General features: G+C 63.0%; 14 protein-coding genes. 1 reads left to right on the top strand and 13 read right to left on the bottom strand.

The window, feature by feature from the left end; genetic code table 11:
• Nucleotides 1–47: 47 nt before the first annotated feature.
• The 9 genes from QMZ29_RS15540 to QMZ29_RS15500 form a co-directional block, all read right to left on the bottom strand.
• Complete coding sequence (locus QMZ29_RS15540; protein WP_043135609.1) at nucleotides 48–839, bottom strand: energy transducer TonB; 792 nt, start codon at nucleotides 837–839, stop codon at nucleotides 48–50.
• A gap of 2 nt (nucleotides 840–841) precedes the next feature.
• Nucleotides 842–2,173 carry an HlyD family type I secretion periplasmic adaptor subunit gene (locus tag QMZ29_RS15535; protein WP_197765244.1) on the bottom strand — a complete coding sequence of 444 codons (1,332 nt, stop codon included), beginning with the start codon at nucleotides 2,171–2,173 and terminating at the stop codon, nucleotides 842–844.
• Nucleotides 2,170–3,948 (bottom strand): type I secretion system permease/ATPase, encoded by a 1,779-nt coding sequence (locus QMZ29_RS15530; protein WP_047572472.1) that lies wholly within the window; start codon nucleotides 3,946–3,948, stop codon nucleotides 2,170–2,172. The genes QMZ29_RS15535 and QMZ29_RS15530 overlap by 4 nt, the downstream gene beginning before the upstream one ends.
• A gap of 72 nt (nucleotides 3,949–4,020) precedes the next feature.
• Nucleotides 4,021–4,587 carry a heme acquisition protein HasA gene (locus QMZ29_RS15525; RefSeq protein ID WP_197770070.1) on the bottom strand — a complete coding sequence of 189 codons (567 nt, stop codon included), beginning with the start codon at nucleotides 4,585–4,587 and terminating at the stop codon, nucleotides 4,021–4,023.
• Nucleotides 4,588–4,665: 78 nt separating this feature from the next.
• On the bottom strand, nucleotides 4,666–7,365 hold the full coding sequence (locus QMZ29_RS15520) for a TonB-dependent receptor (protein WP_261425520.1): 2,700 nt from the start codon (nucleotides 7,363–7,365) through the stop codon (nucleotides 4,666–4,668).
• A gap of 156 nt (nucleotides 7,366–7,521) precedes the next feature.
• Nucleotides 7,522–8,475 carry a FecR family protein gene (locus tag QMZ29_RS15515; protein ID WP_261425522.1) on the bottom strand — a complete coding sequence of 318 codons (954 nt, stop codon included), beginning with the start codon at nucleotides 8,473–8,475 and terminating at the stop codon, nucleotides 7,522–7,524.
• A gap of 76 nt (nucleotides 8,476–8,551) precedes the next feature.
• Nucleotides 8,552–9,052 carry an RNA polymerase sigma factor gene (locus QMZ29_RS15510; protein ID WP_049206220.1) on the bottom strand — a complete coding sequence of 167 codons (501 nt, stop codon included), beginning with the start codon at nucleotides 9,050–9,052 and terminating at the stop codon, nucleotides 8,552–8,554.
• 146 nt (nucleotides 9,053–9,198) lie between these two features.
• On the bottom strand, nucleotides 9,199–9,399 hold the full coding sequence (locus QMZ29_RS15505) for a YaiA family protein (protein ID WP_004940491.1): 201 nt from the start codon (nucleotides 9,397–9,399) through the stop codon (nucleotides 9,199–9,201).
• Nucleotides 9,400–9,446: 47 nt separating this feature from the next.
• Nucleotides 9,447–9,851: a nuclear transport factor 2 family protein gene (locus QMZ29_RS15500; RefSeq protein WP_043135601.1), complete on the bottom strand. Its 405-nt coding sequence runs from the start codon at nucleotides 9,849–9,851 to the stop codon at nucleotides 9,447–9,449.
• Between the two features lie 96 nt (nucleotides 9,852–9,947).
• On the opposite strand from QMZ29_RS15500, the gene QMZ29_RS15495 reads away from it, so the two are divergent.
• Nucleotides 9,948–10,691: a helix-turn-helix domain-containing protein gene (locus QMZ29_RS15495; RefSeq protein WP_261425527.1), complete on the top strand. Its 744-nt coding sequence runs from the start codon at nucleotides 9,948–9,950 to the stop codon at nucleotides 10,689–10,691.
• A gap of 36 nt (nucleotides 10,692–10,727) precedes the next feature.
• Here QMZ29_RS15495 and aroL read toward each other — a convergent pair whose 3' ends face one another.
• From aroL to QMZ29_RS15475, 4 genes are all read right to left on the bottom strand, one after another.
• Nucleotides 10,728–11,252, bottom strand: coding sequence for a shikimate kinase AroL (aroL, locus tag QMZ29_RS15490; protein ID WP_025301720.1), 525 nt, complete (start codon nucleotides 11,250–11,252; stop codon nucleotides 10,728–10,730).
• 109 nt (nucleotides 11,253–11,361) lie between these two features.
• A complete protein-coding gene (locus QMZ29_RS15485; protein ID WP_049206222.1) occupies nucleotides 11,362–11,880 on the bottom strand; it encodes a GNAT family N-acetyltransferase in 519 nt (172 codons plus the stop codon).
• A gap of 53 nt (nucleotides 11,881–11,933) precedes the next feature.
• A complete protein-coding gene (locus QMZ29_RS15480) occupies nucleotides 11,934–14,057 on the bottom strand; it encodes a TonB-dependent siderophore receptor (RefSeq protein ID WP_261425528.1) in 2,124 nt (707 codons plus the stop codon).
• Nucleotides 14,050–15,165: an ABC transporter substrate-binding protein gene (locus tag QMZ29_RS15475; protein ID WP_261425529.1), complete on the bottom strand. Its 1,116-nt coding sequence runs from the start codon at nucleotides 15,163–15,165 to the stop codon at nucleotides 14,050–14,052. The genes QMZ29_RS15480 and QMZ29_RS15475 overlap by 8 nt, the downstream gene beginning before the upstream one ends.
• Nucleotides 15,166–15,377 lie beyond the last annotated feature (212 nt).

The raw sequence follows: 15,377 nt of genomic DNA, 5'->3' as shown, positions 1-15,377 counted from the left end.
ACAAGCTGCTGAAAAATGATTTTCTCAGGAGGAGATATTGCCGCGGCTCAGAAACCCGCGCCGCGCAAACTGAAATCGATCGGCAACGTCAATTCCACCGTGCCGTTGACGTAGGCGTCCGCCGGCGGCGTGGGCAGCGGCGAAGCACGTTTGACCAGCGCCTGGATTTCGCGATCCAGCGACGGCAACCCGGCGCTGCTGACCAGCGTCACCGCCAGCACATGGCCCTGCCTGTCCAACGTGAAACGCACCTGCCCGACGCCCTGGCGCTTTAGCCGCAATGCGTCTTTGGGGTAACGTTTAAAACGATTCAGGCGGCCGCTGATGCGGCTGCGCCAGTTGTCCACTCCCGCCTGAGCATAGGGCGTCAGGCGAGTTTGCGGCGCGGCCGTTTTATCCGCCCGGCCCGGCGGTGGCGCACCGACGCTTTGCTCCTGAACCTTCGGCGGCGCGATCGTTTTCTCCTGCGGCGGTGTGCGCGGCAGGGGGGGAGTCTTCACCGGCTTGGGCGGTTTTTTCTGCTTCGGCGGTACGGCGATGTTCGGCCGCACGGCTTCAGGCACCTTCACCGTCGGCAAGGGTTCCGGCGGCGACGGCGGTTCAACCTGAGGCGGCGGCGTCATTTGCCCCGGCGGTTGTTTTACCTCAGCCGGGGCCTGCGGTGCGGCGGCCATCACCACCATGACCGCCGGCGGCGGCACCCACGCCGGCGCGGCCTGGTCCCGCCAGGGCCAGAACAGCGCCACAACCAGCAGGTGCAGTGCCAGCACCAGCACCAGGCAACGGCGCCAGGGCATGACGGCACCGGGTGCGGCGAAAGGCAGCGGCGAAACCGACATGCTCACTCTTCCGTCAGCGCCAGATGAAGGCGATCGGTCAGCGGTTTGAACAGGTAGTTCATCATCGAACGCTCGCCGGTGCGGATGAAGCCTTCGACCGGCATCCCCGGGCGGATCTCCAACCCGTTCAGGCGTTGCAGCCCCGCTTCGCTGACCTTGGCGCGCACGCTGTAATAGGGCGCGCCGCTTTTCTCGTCGGTCAGGCGATCGGCCCCGACCAGCGTCACCTCGCCCTCGACGCGCGGCGTGGTGCTTTGGTTGAACGCCGAGAACAACAGTTCGACCGGCAGCCCTACCTGCACCTTGTCGATCAGTTCGACCGGGATACGCGCCTCCACCTGCAGCCCCCGATCGCTGGGCACGATCTCCATCAGTTGCTGACCGGCGCCGATCACGCCACCTTCGGTGAACACGCTCAGCCCCACCACGGTGCCCGCCACCGGCGCTTTCACCTGCGTATGACCCAGATCGGCCTCCGCCTTGGCCAGGCGGTTATCCAGTTCGTCCAGCTTCATCCGCACCTCGGCCAGCTGGCTACTGACCTCTTTCTGATACTCTTCCCGCCGCTGGATCGCCCGCAGCTTCAGCTCCAGTATTTGGCGGCCCAGGCGGCCGATATTCCCGGTGTCCTCGGACGCCTGGCCGTCGATCTGCGCATGCTGCCCTTCCAGATCCAGCAGCCGATTGCGCGCCACATACCCCTGCGCAGCCAGTTTGCGCATACCGCTCAGCTGCTCCTGCAACATGGCCTTTTGCCGTTGCTTGCTGGCGTAAGACTGACGGATCCCTTCCAGCATCGCCTGCGATCCGGCAATGCTCTCCGCGATCGCCGCCAGCTCACTCTGCAGCGCCGCTCGGCGGCTGGTGAACAGCTGCTGCTGCAGCAGCATCAACGACATCACCTCTGGCTCCTCCCGCCGCGCCTGCAGCAATGCCGGGAAAGCGATCGCCTGCAGGCCGTCGCGTTCGGCCTGCAGCCGCGCCCGCTGCGCGGCGTTGCTCAACTGCTGGCTGCGCAGCGCATCGCGCTGGGTGCGGCTGTCGACGGTATCCATCAGCAACAGCACCTGCCCGGCGCGAACCCGGTCGCCTTCATGCACTTGAATTTGCGACACTACGCCGCCGCTCGGGTGCTGCACCGCCTTACGGTTGCCGGCCACCACCACGCTGCCGGAAACCGGCACGCCTTTGTCCAGCGGCGCCAACAGCCCCCACAGCAGGAAGCCGCCAAACCCCAACAGCACCAGCCAGCCGCCGAGCCGCAGATGGCGCCCTTCGTCGAACTGTCGGGAAAGGGCGTCGATATCGCCGGGGATCACACTCTGATTGCTCATACTTTTCGTTCACCGCTGGCCGTTTTGGCAAAGTTGGCGTAGTTGACGTTGAAGCCGCCGCTGCTGCGGCCGACGTTGGCCGGTACGGCTGCAGGCGCAAAACCAGGCAGTTTCTTCAGGATGGCGTCGCTGGGGCCGAAGTGCTGCACCTGGCCGGCGGCCAGCACCAGCAATTTGTCGGTGGTCGCCAGGATCGCCGGTTTGTGGGTCACCAACACGATGGTGGTACCGCGCGCCTTCAACGCTTCGATCGCCCGCTGCAGCGCCTCTTCCCCTTCACGATCGAGGTTGGCATTCGGTTCATCCAGCACTACCAACGCCGGAGAACCGTACAGCGCGCGCGCCAGCGCCACCCGCTGACGCTGGCCGCCGGACAGGCCGCTGCCGCCCTCACCCAGCTCAGTTTCATACCCTTTGGGCAAATGCAGTATCAATTGGTGCACGCCGGCCAGCGCGGCCGCGGCCACCACCTTCTCGGCGTCAACCTGGCCAAAGCGGGCGATGTTTTCCGTTAGGGTACCGGCGAACAGCTGGATATCCTGTGGCAAGTAGCCGATATGCGGCCCCAGCTGCTGTTTATCCCACTGCCGGATATCCGCGCCGTCCAGCCGCACGTCGCCGCTGAGCGGCGTCAGCGCGCCGACCAGTTGGCGCATCAGCAGCGTTTTGCCCGAGCCGGATGCGCCAATGACGCCCAGCACCTCACCGGCCTCCAGACGAAAACTGACGCCGTGCAATACCGGTGCGCTCCCGCCGGGCGCGCTGGCGGCCAGCTGATTCACGGTCAAGGTGCCATTGGGGGCCGGCAGCGGCAGGCTCGCCGCCTGCGGCGGGTTGGCGGCCAGCATCACCTCCAGCCGCTGCAGAGACTGGCGCGCCGACGACCACTGCTTCCAGGCGCCGATCAGCTGATCGATCGGCCCCAGCACCCTGCCGATCAGGATCGATCCGGCGATCATCATGCCCGGCGTAATGTCGCCGTTGACCGCCAGCAGCGCGCCGCAGCCCAACATCAGCGACTGCAGCGCCAGCCGCACGGTTTTCGACCAGGCGGTGACGGCGGCGATTTTCTCGCTGGCGCGGTTCTGCAACAGCAGGAACTGCTGATGCTGCCGCAACCAACGCAGGCGCAAGTCGGTCAGCATCCCCATGGCGGCAATGGCTTCGGCGTTGCGCAGGTTGCCGTTGGCCTGCTGCGTGGCGCTCAGCGCGACCCGGCCAGCCTCCGCGAGCGGCGCTTGCGACACTCGCTGGTTGAGCCAGGCCAGCAGCACCAGCACGATTACCCCGGCGCTGGCCAACGCGCCAAGCCAGGGGTGGAGCAGAAACACCACCAGCAGATAAACCGGGAACCAGGGGGCATCGAAAAAGGCGAACAGCGCATTGCCGGTGGCAAATTGGCGCAGGTTGGTCAGATCGTTCAGCGCCTGCCCCGCCAGCGGGTTGCCGGTTTTCAGATTGGTTTCGAAGGCGGCGTCGTAGACCCGCTGATTCAGGCGCATATCCATCTGGGCGCCGAGGCGGATCACCACCTGGCTGCGCACCCACTCCAGCAGCCCCATAAACAGGTAAAGGCCGACCACCATCAGGGTCAGCATCGCCAGCGTCATGCGGTTGCCCGACGGCAACACGCGATCGTAGACCTGCAGCATGTACAGCGCCGGGGCCAGCATCAACAGGTTGATCACCGCGGTAAACAGCGCGATGCCCCAAAATCCGCGCCGGTATGCGGCCAGCACGCTCATCACTTCTCCGCGCCTGACGGCGTTTTTCATGGCGTTTTCCATCGGCTAAAAACGAGAAAATGCCCGCCGGGGCGCACGGCGCCGGCGGGCAAACAGCCGCAATCAGGCCGCCAGCAGTTCCGGGCTGTCGGCGTGCTGCACGCCCACCGCCGTCGCCGCCGCCACCTGATCGAAGGTGGAATTGACGCTCAGGCCGTAGTCGTCGAGGATGCCGTTCAGCGCGGTCTCCAGCGCGCCGGTATCGCCGGACATCAGGCCGTACACCACCTGGTGCACCACGCCATCGTGGCCTTCGCCGCGCAGGCTGCTGAGATCCAGGCCGCCGAAGCTGACGTCAGGCACCTGAATGCTGTACGGCGATGTATCGCCGCCGCTCAAACCGTCGCCGAACGACAGCGAATCCAACTGACCGTACAGGGTGTGTGCTGGTTCTTCGAACAGCGTGTAGGTCAGATTGCCGCCCGCCACGAAGGCGGTCACCTGGTTTGCCGTGCTGCTGATGGCATACTGACTGCCGGACAGGCTGCCGCCATAGAAGCCGCCGCTGTTGGCGTCGGTGACATTGCCGTTGGTGTGATTGACATCACCGAATGTCGAAGCCCACTGGCCCAGATAGTCATGAATGCTGTAACCGCCGAAGCTGCTGTCATAATTGACTGAAAATGCCATTTCTCTATCTCCATTGATGAACGGCGCCCCTTGCGAGGCGGCCCTTGTGCTCAAGGATGAGCAACGCCCTTTTACTGCTTAAAAACGGTATTCCACCCCGCCCTGCACGGTGCGGCCGCGCCCGAGGGTATTGGCCAGCGTCTCGCCGTAGCTAACGACATAGGCGCGGTTAGTCAGGTTCTCCACCGAGCCGCGCAGCGTCAGGCTGTCGGTCAGCTTGTAGCTGGCGTACAGATCGAACAGGGTGTACTTCGGCCAGTCGGCCAGGTACGGGTAATTGGACGGCACCGAACTGTCCTGATAGCCCGGCGCAAAGCGCACGGTCACCCCGGCGTCCAGCTTGCGATCGAAGGCGCGGCCGCCCAGCGTCACCGAACCGCGATCGCCTGGCAGGTAGGCGGCGGAGCCGAACTGCGTCCCCCCGTCACACGTGACGAAGTCATTGGAAGCGGCATCCGGCTCAACATAGAAGTTGCCGCGGCGCGATCCATCGCCGTAGCGCAGACGCCCTCCCAACCAGGCCTTGTTCGAGCAGAACTCGTTTTTGCCGATCATGTGGGTATAGGTCAGGTCGGCGTAGAACACCCCGGCGTCATAGTTGAGCTGGTACTCCAGCCCGCGGAAGCGGGTTTTCGACAGGTTGTTGACGTAAGCAGCATTGCCGATGCTCGGCTGCACCAGCCCCGGTTTATTGCGGTCTATCGCCAGGTTGATGTAGTTATCCACTTTGGTATCGAAGTAGGCCACCTTCGCCACCAACCGATCGCCCTCAAACCACAGATCCGGCTGCTGCACATTGAACCCGACTTCCCAGGCGCGCGAGCGCTCGGGCTGCAGGAACGGGTTGGGGTATTGCGTGGATGAACTGTGCGCGCTGCCGTTGGTCAGCGTTTCGGTGATCGCCGGCGGCCGCCAGGATTTGCCGTAGGTGGAATACAGCTCCAGCCACTCCACGCCGGGACGCACCGCCACCGCCAGCGTTGGCGACAGCTTGCCCTGATCGCGATCCACGTCCCAATCTTCGCGGGTCGTGGTTGAACAGCCGGTCAGACGCAACGCTTTGCAAGGATTGTCAATCGTGTAGCGTTGCCCATCCTTGGCCAAATCCGGATAGCTCAGGCCGGTCTGGCCGCGCAGGCGATAGCGGTCGTAACGCAGCCCTCCCTCCAACGTCAGCCAGCCGTCGTAGTCGTAGGTCAGGTTGGCGAACAGGCTGGCGACCGAACGGTTGCCGGCCGGCGTCACCCCTTCCATGCCTTGGCGGGAAGAGTCGCTGGTTGCCTTGTCGTAATAAAACTCCAGCCCGTAGTTGGCGCGGAAGTCATGCCCCGGCGCCAGGCTGAAGCGCGAGGTATTTTGCGCCTGCGCGCCGTAGGTACGCAGGCGGGTACGCGTCGCGTAGCCGTTGTCCAGCAGCGAGCTGGTGCTGTAGGTGTCGCTGTCATCCTGAGTATCGACGTAATACAGCTTGGCCTGAAAATCGAGCCAGTCGACGTCTTCCGGCGCCAGGCTGTAATCAAACGCCGCGTTGCGCGCCATCACGTCGCTGTAACCGGTGCGCTTCCAGCCCAGTTCATAGGGCGGGCGGGTGCCCAGGTTGGTCAACGTGCCGGCGATCGGCGACGCGGTCTGGGTCTGCAAATAGCTCAGCTGCAGGCGTTGGTTGGCGGGCAGATTCCAGCCCACCTTGGCCAGCCGCGAGTGCATACGGTAATTTGTGTCGGGGATTTTGTTGTTCTTGATGCTCTCGGCGTAGCGATCGTAATTGCCGGTGTCGTTATTGATGCGAATGTTACCGATATCGCCCTTGTTGCCGGGCCAATAGTCGCCGAGGTGGCGTTCGCTGGCAGCCAGCAGGATATCGCCGGTTTCGTTGCCCAATGCCAGTACGCCGCTGCCGATGAAGTGGGTGCCGTTATCGCCGGTGCTGGCGTGCAGCTTGCCGCCCAGCTCTTTGCCCGGCGCCAGGAAATCGCTCGCGCTGACGGTATTGAAGGTGGCAATGCCGCCGAGCGTGCCGGCGCTGCCCATGCCGCCGGTGGTGCCCTTGTCGATAGTCACGCCGGACAGCAGTTCGGAATCGATGTACATGGTGCCATTACGCTGACCATGGCCGCTCTTTTGAAAATTCTGCCGCATGCCGTCGATATTCATGTTCACCCGGCCATAGTCTTGTATGCCGCGGATGTTGACCGACAGCGCAGGATCTTGCTGGCTGACGCTGGAATAGGCTCCCGTAGTCTGCTCCAGAATATCGGCCGCGTGTCGCGCCGGGCGGTTGTCCATCTGTTCGCGGCTGATGATGCTGACCGAGCGTGGTTCGTCGTAAACCCAATCGTTGGCGTTGATGCCGCCGGCGCCCAGCACCGTCAGGCTGTCCAACGCCAGCGCGCCACCGTCGCCGTTCGCCGTCGGCAGCCGGCTCAATACGATTTGCCCCTGCGGCTGCAGGCGGAAAGCCACCGGATTGCCGCCGATCAAGCGCCGCAGGCCCTGTTCAACGCTCATGCTGCCGTTCAGCGCCGCCGCCTGCATGCCGTCGAGTTTCACCTCGTCAAAAAACACCTGCATGCCGGCCTGCTCGGCGAAGCGCAACATGGCACTCTGCAGCGGCTGCGCCGCAATGTTGAAATTCTTTTGCTGTGCGGCCTGCGCGCCGTTCGCCTCAGCCTGGACGGCAAGCGCCACAGCCGGCTGAGTCAACATCATCGCCGCCAGCGCGGCGCGTACCGCCATGGCCAATCGGCCGGCCGGCGTGGTTCCCTTGTGAATAAGCATGCGTGTGTGTTCCACCCGAAAGAATGTCAAACCAAGTGATAATGGAAATCAATCTCGTTTAAACATAAGGACGTTCCGGGAGGCAAAAACCCGTAAAGATTTTTTACAGAAAGTGAAAATAGCGGCGAAGCGGGCATCCCGGCCCGCCTTGGCCGCTCAGTAAAGCAGCGTGATGCCGGGGAGATTCAGCTGGCGGGCGGAGAGTTCCTGACGAATGGCACCGACGCCGTCGTCGAGTTTATTGAGCGCGAACACACCGCTCACGGTGCGCGTTCTTAGCGCGGGATTGACCGCCACGATGCGGGTCCCGCGATAGCGGTTGAGCTGCGCGAGCGCCTGCGTCAGCGGTTGGCGGTCGATCACCAGCCAGCCGCGTCGCCAAGCGTCATCACCGGCCGTTTGCCGCGTCAGCTGCAGCTGCCCGTTGCGGTAATGCGCCGCCTGGCGTTGCGCGACCACCAGCGAGCGCTCGCCGCGCTCAAGCGTCACCCGCACGCTGTGCTGATGCACGCTGACGTCGACGCCCTGTTCAGTGCGCGCCACGCTGAACTCGGTGCCCAGCGCCTGGGTGACGCCGTTTTTCGCCTCCACCCTGAACGGACGGCTTTCCGCCCCGCCCAACGGCGCGACGATAAAATAGGCGGCGCCGCTCAGCAGCCGCACCTTGCGCTCATCTGCGGAATACGCCAGCGCGATCGCGCTGCCGCTGTCCAGCGCCACCCGGCTGCCGTCCGGCAAAGCAACTTCGTGCACCTCACCGCGAACGGTTTGATAATCGGCCTGCAGGCCGATCCACAGATCCGGCCCGCGATAAACGCCGAATGAAACGGCGAGCGCCACCGCCGCTGCCACCGCCCAGCGGGGCCATCGATAGCGAGAGGGCGTTTTCAGCGCCGCCACCTGCGGTTGTAACGCCTGCCGCTGCTCAGGCGGCAGTTGCCCAAGCGTCGTCCACAGCAGGCGAGCCTGACGCAGCGCCGCCGGATGCTGCGGATCGGCGGCCAGCCAGGCGTCCAACGCTCGCCGCCGATCGGCCGGCAGCGCCCCTTCGGCCAGACTCACGGCCCAGGCGGCCGCCTGCTGTCGCGCCTGTGCGGTTAGCGGTTTCATAATGGCATAGACCTCTGTTTTTTCTGGTTATAGGTTAAGACGTCTGAGCGCGGATAAACCCGTAAAAAAATTGCCATTATTGTTCTTCCATCCGCGCCATCAGCCGCTCGAGGGCGCTGGCCAGGTGTTTTTCCACCGTGCTGAGCGACACGCCCAGCTGCGCCGCCACCTGCGCCTGGGTCAGGCCATCGAGCCGGTTAAGGCGGAAAATCTGCTGCGTGCGCGGCGGCATGTCCGCTAGCGCCTGCTGCAACAGCTGCAGCAATTGGCTATCGATCGCCCGTTGTTCAAGCGCCGGTTCACCGGAGGGATACTGCGCCAGAATGTCGTCTTCGACCGCTTCGGTCTGCCGCCGCTGCTGCTGGCGCACATGGTCGAGCATCAGGTTTTTGGCGGTTTTGTACAGGTAGGCTTCGATATCGAGAATGTTACCCTGCGGATATTGCTCGGTAAGGCGGGTAAAACTTTCCTGCGCCAAATCCGCGGCCAGCTGAGGGTCGCGCAGTTTGGCGTTCAAATAGGCTTGCAGCGGCCGCATATGGCGCAGAAACAGCGCCTGCAACTCGGAATTGGACATCTCTTTTCCCAGAAGTGAAACACCCAATAGGGGCGATAAAAATCACATAAATGATTATCATTATCAATATTGTTCTGGGAAATATATGCTAACGCGGGGGGATAAACAGGAAACCGGCCTGGCGCCGGTTTCCGCTGTGCAGCAGGTCAGAGCTCTAGCGCCTCGTCTTCATAGCGGTGCTTGGCGTCGAGCGCTTCCTGCTCGGTTTCATGTTCACTGAGCAGCGTATTCGGCTCAATGTCGTCGGTGCGCACTTCAAAACGGCGCAGATGCAGGTTCGGGTCGCCCCGAAACACCTCAACGACGCGGGCGCTCCGTGGATAAGCAGGTTGATCATTTTCGCGCATGCCGTTCTCCCGTGTGTTTCACACAGTAGCAAGTATAGCAGCCGCCCTCATTCCGGCACGCGCGAGCCAAGATCGCGATCGCCGGGGGCGCCCGCCAACAGCTCGGTCAGTTCGTCGCAGGCGCAAATCCGGCCTTCACGCACGGTGAAGTGCGCCAGCACCCGCACGCGGCTGCGGGTACCGTCGCGCTTTTCCACCTCGACCAGATGGTGGGTCAGCACTGCCTCGCCCTGCTCCGCCGCCGCGATCACGCTCAGCGTCATGCGGCGGGTTTGCCGTTTCAGCAGCGCCATATGTTGCTCAAACTGCTCGAAGTTCAGCACCTTGCCATCCACCTGCTGGCGGTAGTCTGCGCTGAAACGGGCAGCGAGCTGCGTCGGCCGATGCTCCGGGCTGGCGACGACCTGCTGCAGCGTATCGAGCACCAGGTTCAGTGGGGTAACTTGAGTCATCACGTTTCTCCGAAATAGGGTGAACGGCGATCCTATCCCGGCCAGGCGATGGCATAATAACCACATCAAGACTTTCAATAACGTTAAACGGCCAACATGACGCAGATCCGCAGCCAACGCCTTCAGCATGAAAAAAAGCACCTGACGCCCTGGCACCGGCACGAAGGCGGCCAGATCTATCTCTTGACGCGTGGCATGCTGGCAATGGAACTCCCGGGCCGGCAATGGGCGATCACCGGCGGTACGCTGGGCTGGCTGCCGCCGGGATGCGCCCATCAGGCGCTGGCCTGCGGCGACGTGGCGGGCTGGAGTCTGTATCTGCCGGGGGAAAGCGTGCCGGAGATGCCGCCGCAGCCGCAGCTGTTCACGGCCTCTGCGCTGTTGCAGGCCCTGGTGGAGCGTATCGCGCAGTTCCCCGCCGGCCCACTGAGTGCGCCGCAACGGCGGCTGCTGCATGTGCTGCTGGATGAAATGCACGCGGCAAGCCGCGCGCCGTTGCAATTGCCGCTGCCGCAGGACGCCCGGTTGCTGAACATCGCCCGGGCGCTGCTGAACGATCCCGCCAGCCTGCGCAGCCAGCGCGACTGGGCCGACTGGGCCGGGCTCAGCCCGCGCACCCTGAGCCGCCGCTTTGTGCAGGAAACCGGCATCAGCTTCGCGCTGTGGCGCCAGCAGGCGCGGGTATTGCGTTCACTGGAGGGATTATCACGCGGCGCAGCGGTCGCCGAGGTGGCCGACGCCTGCGGCTACGACAACGTCAGCGCCTACATCGCCGCCTTTCGCCGCCGCTTCGGCGTCACGCCCGGGGCGTACTTTGCGGCCGCTCGGCAAACGGAATAGGAAAACGGGCGCCCAGCGCCCGAAGAGAAGAAAGGGTTATTTCACCGTCTCACGCGGCAGCACCGCGAGGATTTGCTCCACCACTCGCTGCGGATCGGCGGCGCCGTCCATCACGTAATGCGCGGCGTCCTGATACAGCGCTTCACGCGCCGCCAGCACCTCGAGCATCTCTTCGGCGATCGGCCTGCCGGTGAGCGTCGGGCGCTGCGCATCTTCCGGGTACTCTTCCAACCGCTGCGCCAACACGCTGGCCGGCGCGCGCAGATAGATAACGGTGCCATGCTGGCGCATAAACTGACGGTTCTCTTCCGCCAGGATCGCGCCGCCACCGGTGGCAACTACAGTTGACGGTTTGGTCACGGTTTGCAACGCGATGGTTTCGCGGCGACGGAACCCCAGCCAGCCCTCGCGCTCGACCATTTCCGCCACGCTCATCTGTACCGCTTGCTGCATAAACAGATCGGTATCGACAAACTGATAGCCCAACGCCAGCGCCAATGCGCTGCCTACCGTGGTCTTGCCGGCTCCGCGAGCGCCTATCATGAACAGGGTTTGTGTCATTACGGGTTGTCCCTTATGCGGTGACTTGAGTGCATTGCATACCAAAATACCGAGCAGGTGCGATGGCGTGGTGGCTGCATCATACCCTGCCCGCTCTGTATTTCAATATTTACGATAGTGTAAATTCCATGGCACAGCGACTGCCGACGGCAAAGCCGTGCGCCAGATCCTCATCCAGGTGCCGCCGCAGGGCGACCGTGAGCCGCGCGTCGTCGAGCGGCCGGAATCCCAGCCGCCGGTAGTAGGGCGCATTCCACGGCACATCAATGAAGGTGGTGAGCGTCAGGCGAGTGGCGCCCTGCCGTTTGGCTTCTTCCACCACCGCGCCGATCAGGCGGCGGCCGACGCCCTGCCGTTGCCAGGCAGCGGCGACCGATAATTCGGCGACATGCCAGTCTTCCCCCTGAGCCAACACGGCGATAAAACCGGCGCACTCACCGTTGTCGCTTTCCGCCAGCCATTCACGGCGCTCGGCGATAAACGCGGCGTGCTGTTTCGGGGCCATCACCTCGCCTTCGGCGATAAAGCGCCATTCCGGCTGCTGGCGAAACAGCTGCGCCGCCGAACGTTCAACCGCCATCAGATGCGCGATATCTCGCTGCTGCGCCAAACGGATCTGCAGGCTCATGAGTTCTCCTTAACGTTGGGGCGGTTATTTAAACAAATTCCACCGCCCGTGGCTCAGAAATCGATACTGCCGCGCAGCACCACCTCACGCGGCTCTCCTACCGCCACGCGCAGATTGCCACCGCTGGACGGATAGTAGGTTTTATCGAACAGGTTCTTCACGTTCAGCTGCCATTTCACCCGATAGCCGTTGATCGGCATGGTGTAAGCGGCGAACGCATCGGCAACGGTGTAGTTATCCAGGTAGAAGCTGTTGGCGGCGTCACCCGGGCGGCGGCCCACGTAGCGCGCGCCGGCGCCGATACGCACCTCATCGCCGCTGTACAGGCCCAGGCTGCCGAGGTTCTGGGTCAGGAACAGCGAGGCGGTATGGCGCGCCACGTTGGTCATCTCTTTGCCCTTGTTGTCCGGATCGTCCACCACGCGGGCGTCGGTATACGCATAGGAACCGATCAGGCTCAGCGAGTCGGTAAGATTACCGGCCACGTCCAGCTCCACGCCCTGCGAACGCACGCGCCCGGCGGTGCGCGTCACGGTTTCGCCCTCCACCAGCTCATTGACCATCACGTTGCGTTTGGTGATGTCGAACAGCGCCAGTGTGCCGGTAACGCCGTTCGGCAACGCCAGCTTGCCGCCGACTTCCCACGACTTGCCCTGCTCCGGCGGCAGCGAATCAATTTGGGTGGCGATGGAAGAGTTCGGCTTGAACGACTCGGTATAGCTGCTGTACAGCGACACGTAAGGCGTCAGCTTGTAGACCACCCCGGCGCGCGGCACCAGCTTGCCGTCCGAGCTGTCGGTGTTGGTCTGGAACGGCCGCCCCTTGCCGGCATAGACGTCGAAAGCGTCGTAACGCAGCCCGCCCATCACCAACCATTTATCGGTCAGTTGGATGGAGTCCTGCATAAACCAGCCGTAGCTGGTGAGATTTTCCCGCTGGTCGCTGTCTTTGGCGCTGACCGCGGTCGACGGCGGCATCAGGCCGTATACCGGATGATAGATATTGAAATCGCTGTTCTTTTTACCGCGGATCATGTCGCCGCGGTAGGTACGGTTATCTTCAAAATCAAAGCCGAACAGCATCTGGTGGTTGATGCTGCCCCAGTCCACGTCGCCATTGAGCGTCAGCTGCACCGCGTTGGCGTGGCTGACGGCGTTGGCGGTCGAGTCGGCCTGGCGGCTCAACACGCCGGTCACCGGGTTCAGCGCCGTGGCGCGCGCCTGGTTGTCACTGTAGCTGTTGCGGCTGTAGGCGTAGGTCAGCGAGCTTTTCCAGCGCTCGTTGAGCGTTTGATCGATCTGCAGAGTGACGCTGTCCTGATCGCCGCGGGTAGCGTTATAGGCTTCGTCGAAACGGCGATCGCGCGGCGTATTCACCGGTTTGCCGGTGCGCGAATCGATAATGGTGCCGCGATCGAACGGCACCAGATATTCCATATGCTCGTAGGCCAAGCGCACGGTGGTGTTCTCGCCATACCACATCAGCGAGGGCGCGATCACCGTCTGGCGGTTGCGGCCGAAGTTGCGCCAGTAGTCGGTTTCATCGTGATCGACGATCATGCGATAGGCGAATCCCGACGTGCCGAGCGGCCCGGTAACGTCGAGCTGGCCGCCGCCGCCGTTGAAGCTGCTGCCCCAGCCTTCCACGTGGGTATGTTGCTGCAGCTGGGGCTTTTTGGTGATCATATTGATCATCCCGCCCGGCTCGCCCATGCCATACAGCATCGAGGCCGGCCCCTTGAGCACCTCCACCCGCTCGGTGGTTGGCGTAAAGTTGCGAGCCTGCACCGAGCGCACGCCATCGCGCAGAATAGAGCCGTCGCGGTTGTCGCCAAAGCCGCGTTTCATGACCGCGTCCTGAGTGCCGCCCAGCGTGTTGGCCTGGGTAATGCCGCTGACGTTGTACAGCGCTTCGTCCAGGCTGCTGACCGCCTGATCGGTAATCACCTGCTGCGGCACCACGTCGATCGCCTGCGGCACATTCAGCAGGTTGATTTCGCTGCGGGTGCCGGTGACGCTGGTCAACGGCTGATAGCTCTGCACACCGTCGGCGTCTTTGCGGCCAATCACCGTCAGGCTTTCTTCTTTCGACGCGACTTTTTCCGCCGCCCACGTCGGCAATGTTGCGCAGGCCGCCAAAGGCAATGCGCACCACCAGCCGCGCTTGTTGTTATTCATTATCTAACTGACTCCAATAGGTCCCTGAAAAAGGTAACGGTAAAAACTGCTGATACAGCTGTTGGAAGGTCTGCTGCGGGTTGATGTCGGCGAACAGATCCGGGTAAAACGCTTTGGCGAATACCTCGACCAGCACCACGTGGTACGGGCTGAGGTAAAAGTTGTGCCAGACGCTCCAGGCGCGGTGGTTTTTCACCGCCTGCAGGCTGGCCAGCATCGGCTGTTTGGCGATCAGCCGGCGGAAGCTGTCGGCGGCCTCCTGTGGGCTGACCTGCGGCCCGAGGCTCAGATCGGACAGCCGTTTGCCTTGCGGGCCGGCCATGCCGGTGGCGAGGTATACGTCGGGATTGGCGCTCAGAATGGTTTCCGGGTTCAGTTCGCCATACACCCCTTTGACGCTGGCGTTGGCGATGTTGTCGCCGCCGGCGAAGGTCAGCAGATCGCCAAGGTTGCCGTGTGCGGCGGTGGTGCAACAGGTATCGCGCCGCCCCAGATGCAGGTGCAGCATCACTTTGGGCTTCGCCCCCTGATAGCTCGCCAGGCGTTGCTGAATCACCGCCATATGCTGCTGATAAAACGCGATGAACTGCTCGGCGCGCTGCTGGCGATTGAGCACTTCGCCCAGCAGCCGCACGCTCGGCACGGTGTTGTTCAGCAAATCGATACGCAGATCGACGTAGATCACCGCCACGCCGGCCTTGTTCAGCGCGGAAACCAGCAGATCGTTGTCGCCGTCTTCACGCGCGTAGCGCGCCAGGATCACCAGATCCGGCTTCAGCTGCAGCAGGCTTTCGATGTTGACCTGGCGGAAATTATTGCCGCTGATAATGGGGATCGCGGCGATCTGCGGGAACTTCTGCGTATAGCGTTGCCAGCTTTGCGCATCGAAACGCGCCAGATCCGCCGGCCAGCCGACGATGCGCTGCGCCGGGTTGCCCGGCTCCAGCAGCGCCAGCGTATACAACATGCGGCTCTCCCCCACCACGATGCGCTGCGGATTGTCCGGCACCACAACCTGACGGCCGGTGATATCGGTCACCGTCTTCGCCTGGGCGGAGAACAGGCCGAACCACAGAGAAAGCAGCAGTAAAATGAGGGAATTGCGCATGATTGAGCCGAAACGGGGGAAATAATGTGCGCATGATAATCACTCTCATTAACACTTGCAATCCCACGCCGCGATTGCCAAAAGAAATCCGGGAAACGGCGCCGGGCGCGCGGCAAACACGGCGAAACCGCTAAAATAACGGCTTTAAAAAGTTAAAAAAATGGCGGGGAAATCGGTTAAATAGAACGGGGAAACAGCTAAAAACCGGGAGA

Origin of the sequence: Serratia sp. PF-27, from assembly GCF_030053255.1 — a bacterium.
Taxonomy (GTDB): Bacteria; Pseudomonadota; Gammaproteobacteria; order Enterobacterales; family Enterobacteriaceae; genus Serratia; species Serratia bockelmannii.
The sequence above is the reverse complement of the archived record's forward strand: the minus strand, read 5'-3'. Positions and strand labels throughout refer to the sequence as shown.

What these genes read in the sequence shown, in the direction of transcription:
- QMZ29_RS15475 (WP_261425529.1), bottom strand. Translation starts at nt 15,165, where the DNA reads ATGCGCAATTCCCTCATTTTACTGCTGCTTTCTCTGTGGTTCGGCCTG.
- QMZ29_RS15495 (WP_261425527.1), top strand. Translation starts at nt 9,948, where the DNA reads ATGACGCAGATCCGCAGCCAACGCCTTCAGCATGAAAAAAAGCACCTG.
- QMZ29_RS15515 (WP_261425522.1), bottom strand. Translation starts at nt 8,475, where the DNA reads ATGAAACCGCTAACCGCACAGGCGCGACAGCAGGCGGCCGCCTGGGCC.
- QMZ29_RS15520 (WP_261425520.1), bottom strand. Translation starts at nt 7,365, where the DNA reads ATGCTTATTCACAAGGGAACCACGCCGGCCGGCCGATTGGCCATGGCG.
- QMZ29_RS15505 (WP_004940491.1), bottom strand. Translation starts at nt 9,399, where the DNA reads ATGCGCGAAAATGATCAACCTGCTTATCCACGGAGCGCCCGCGTCGTT.
- QMZ29_RS15525 (WP_197770070.1), bottom strand. Translation starts at nt 4,587, where the DNA reads ATGGCATTTTCAGTCAATTATGACAGCAGCTTCGGCGGTTACAGCATT.
- QMZ29_RS15510 (WP_049206220.1), bottom strand. Translation starts at nt 9,052, where the DNA reads ATGTCCAATTCCGAGTTGCAGGCGCTGTTTCTGCGCCATATGCGGCCG.
- aroL (WP_025301720.1), bottom strand. Translation starts at nt 11,252, where the DNA reads ATGACACAAACCCTGTTCATGATAGGCGCTCGCGGAGCCGGCAAGACC.
- QMZ29_RS15480 (WP_261425528.1), bottom strand. Translation starts at nt 14,057, where the DNA reads ATGAATAACAACAAGCGCGGCTGGTGGTGCGCATTGCCTTTGGCGGCC.
- QMZ29_RS15500 (WP_043135601.1), bottom strand. Translation starts at nt 9,851, where the DNA reads ATGACTCAAGTTACCCCACTGAACCTGGTGCTCGATACGCTGCAGCAG.
- QMZ29_RS15530 (WP_047572472.1), bottom strand. Translation starts at nt 3,948, where the DNA reads ATGAAAAACGCCGTCAGGCGCGGAGAAGTGATGAGCGTGCTGGCCGCA.
- QMZ29_RS15485 (WP_049206222.1), bottom strand. Translation starts at nt 11,880, where the DNA reads ATGAGCCTGCAGATCCGTTTGGCGCAGCAGCGAGATATCGCGCATCTG.
- QMZ29_RS15540 (WP_043135609.1), bottom strand. Translation starts at nt 839, where the DNA reads ATGTCGGTTTCGCCGCTGCCTTTCGCCGCACCCGGTGCCGTCATGCCC.
- QMZ29_RS15535 (WP_197765244.1), bottom strand. Translation starts at nt 2,173, where the DNA reads ATGAGCAATCAGAGTGTGATCCCCGGCGATATCGACGCCCTTTCCCGA.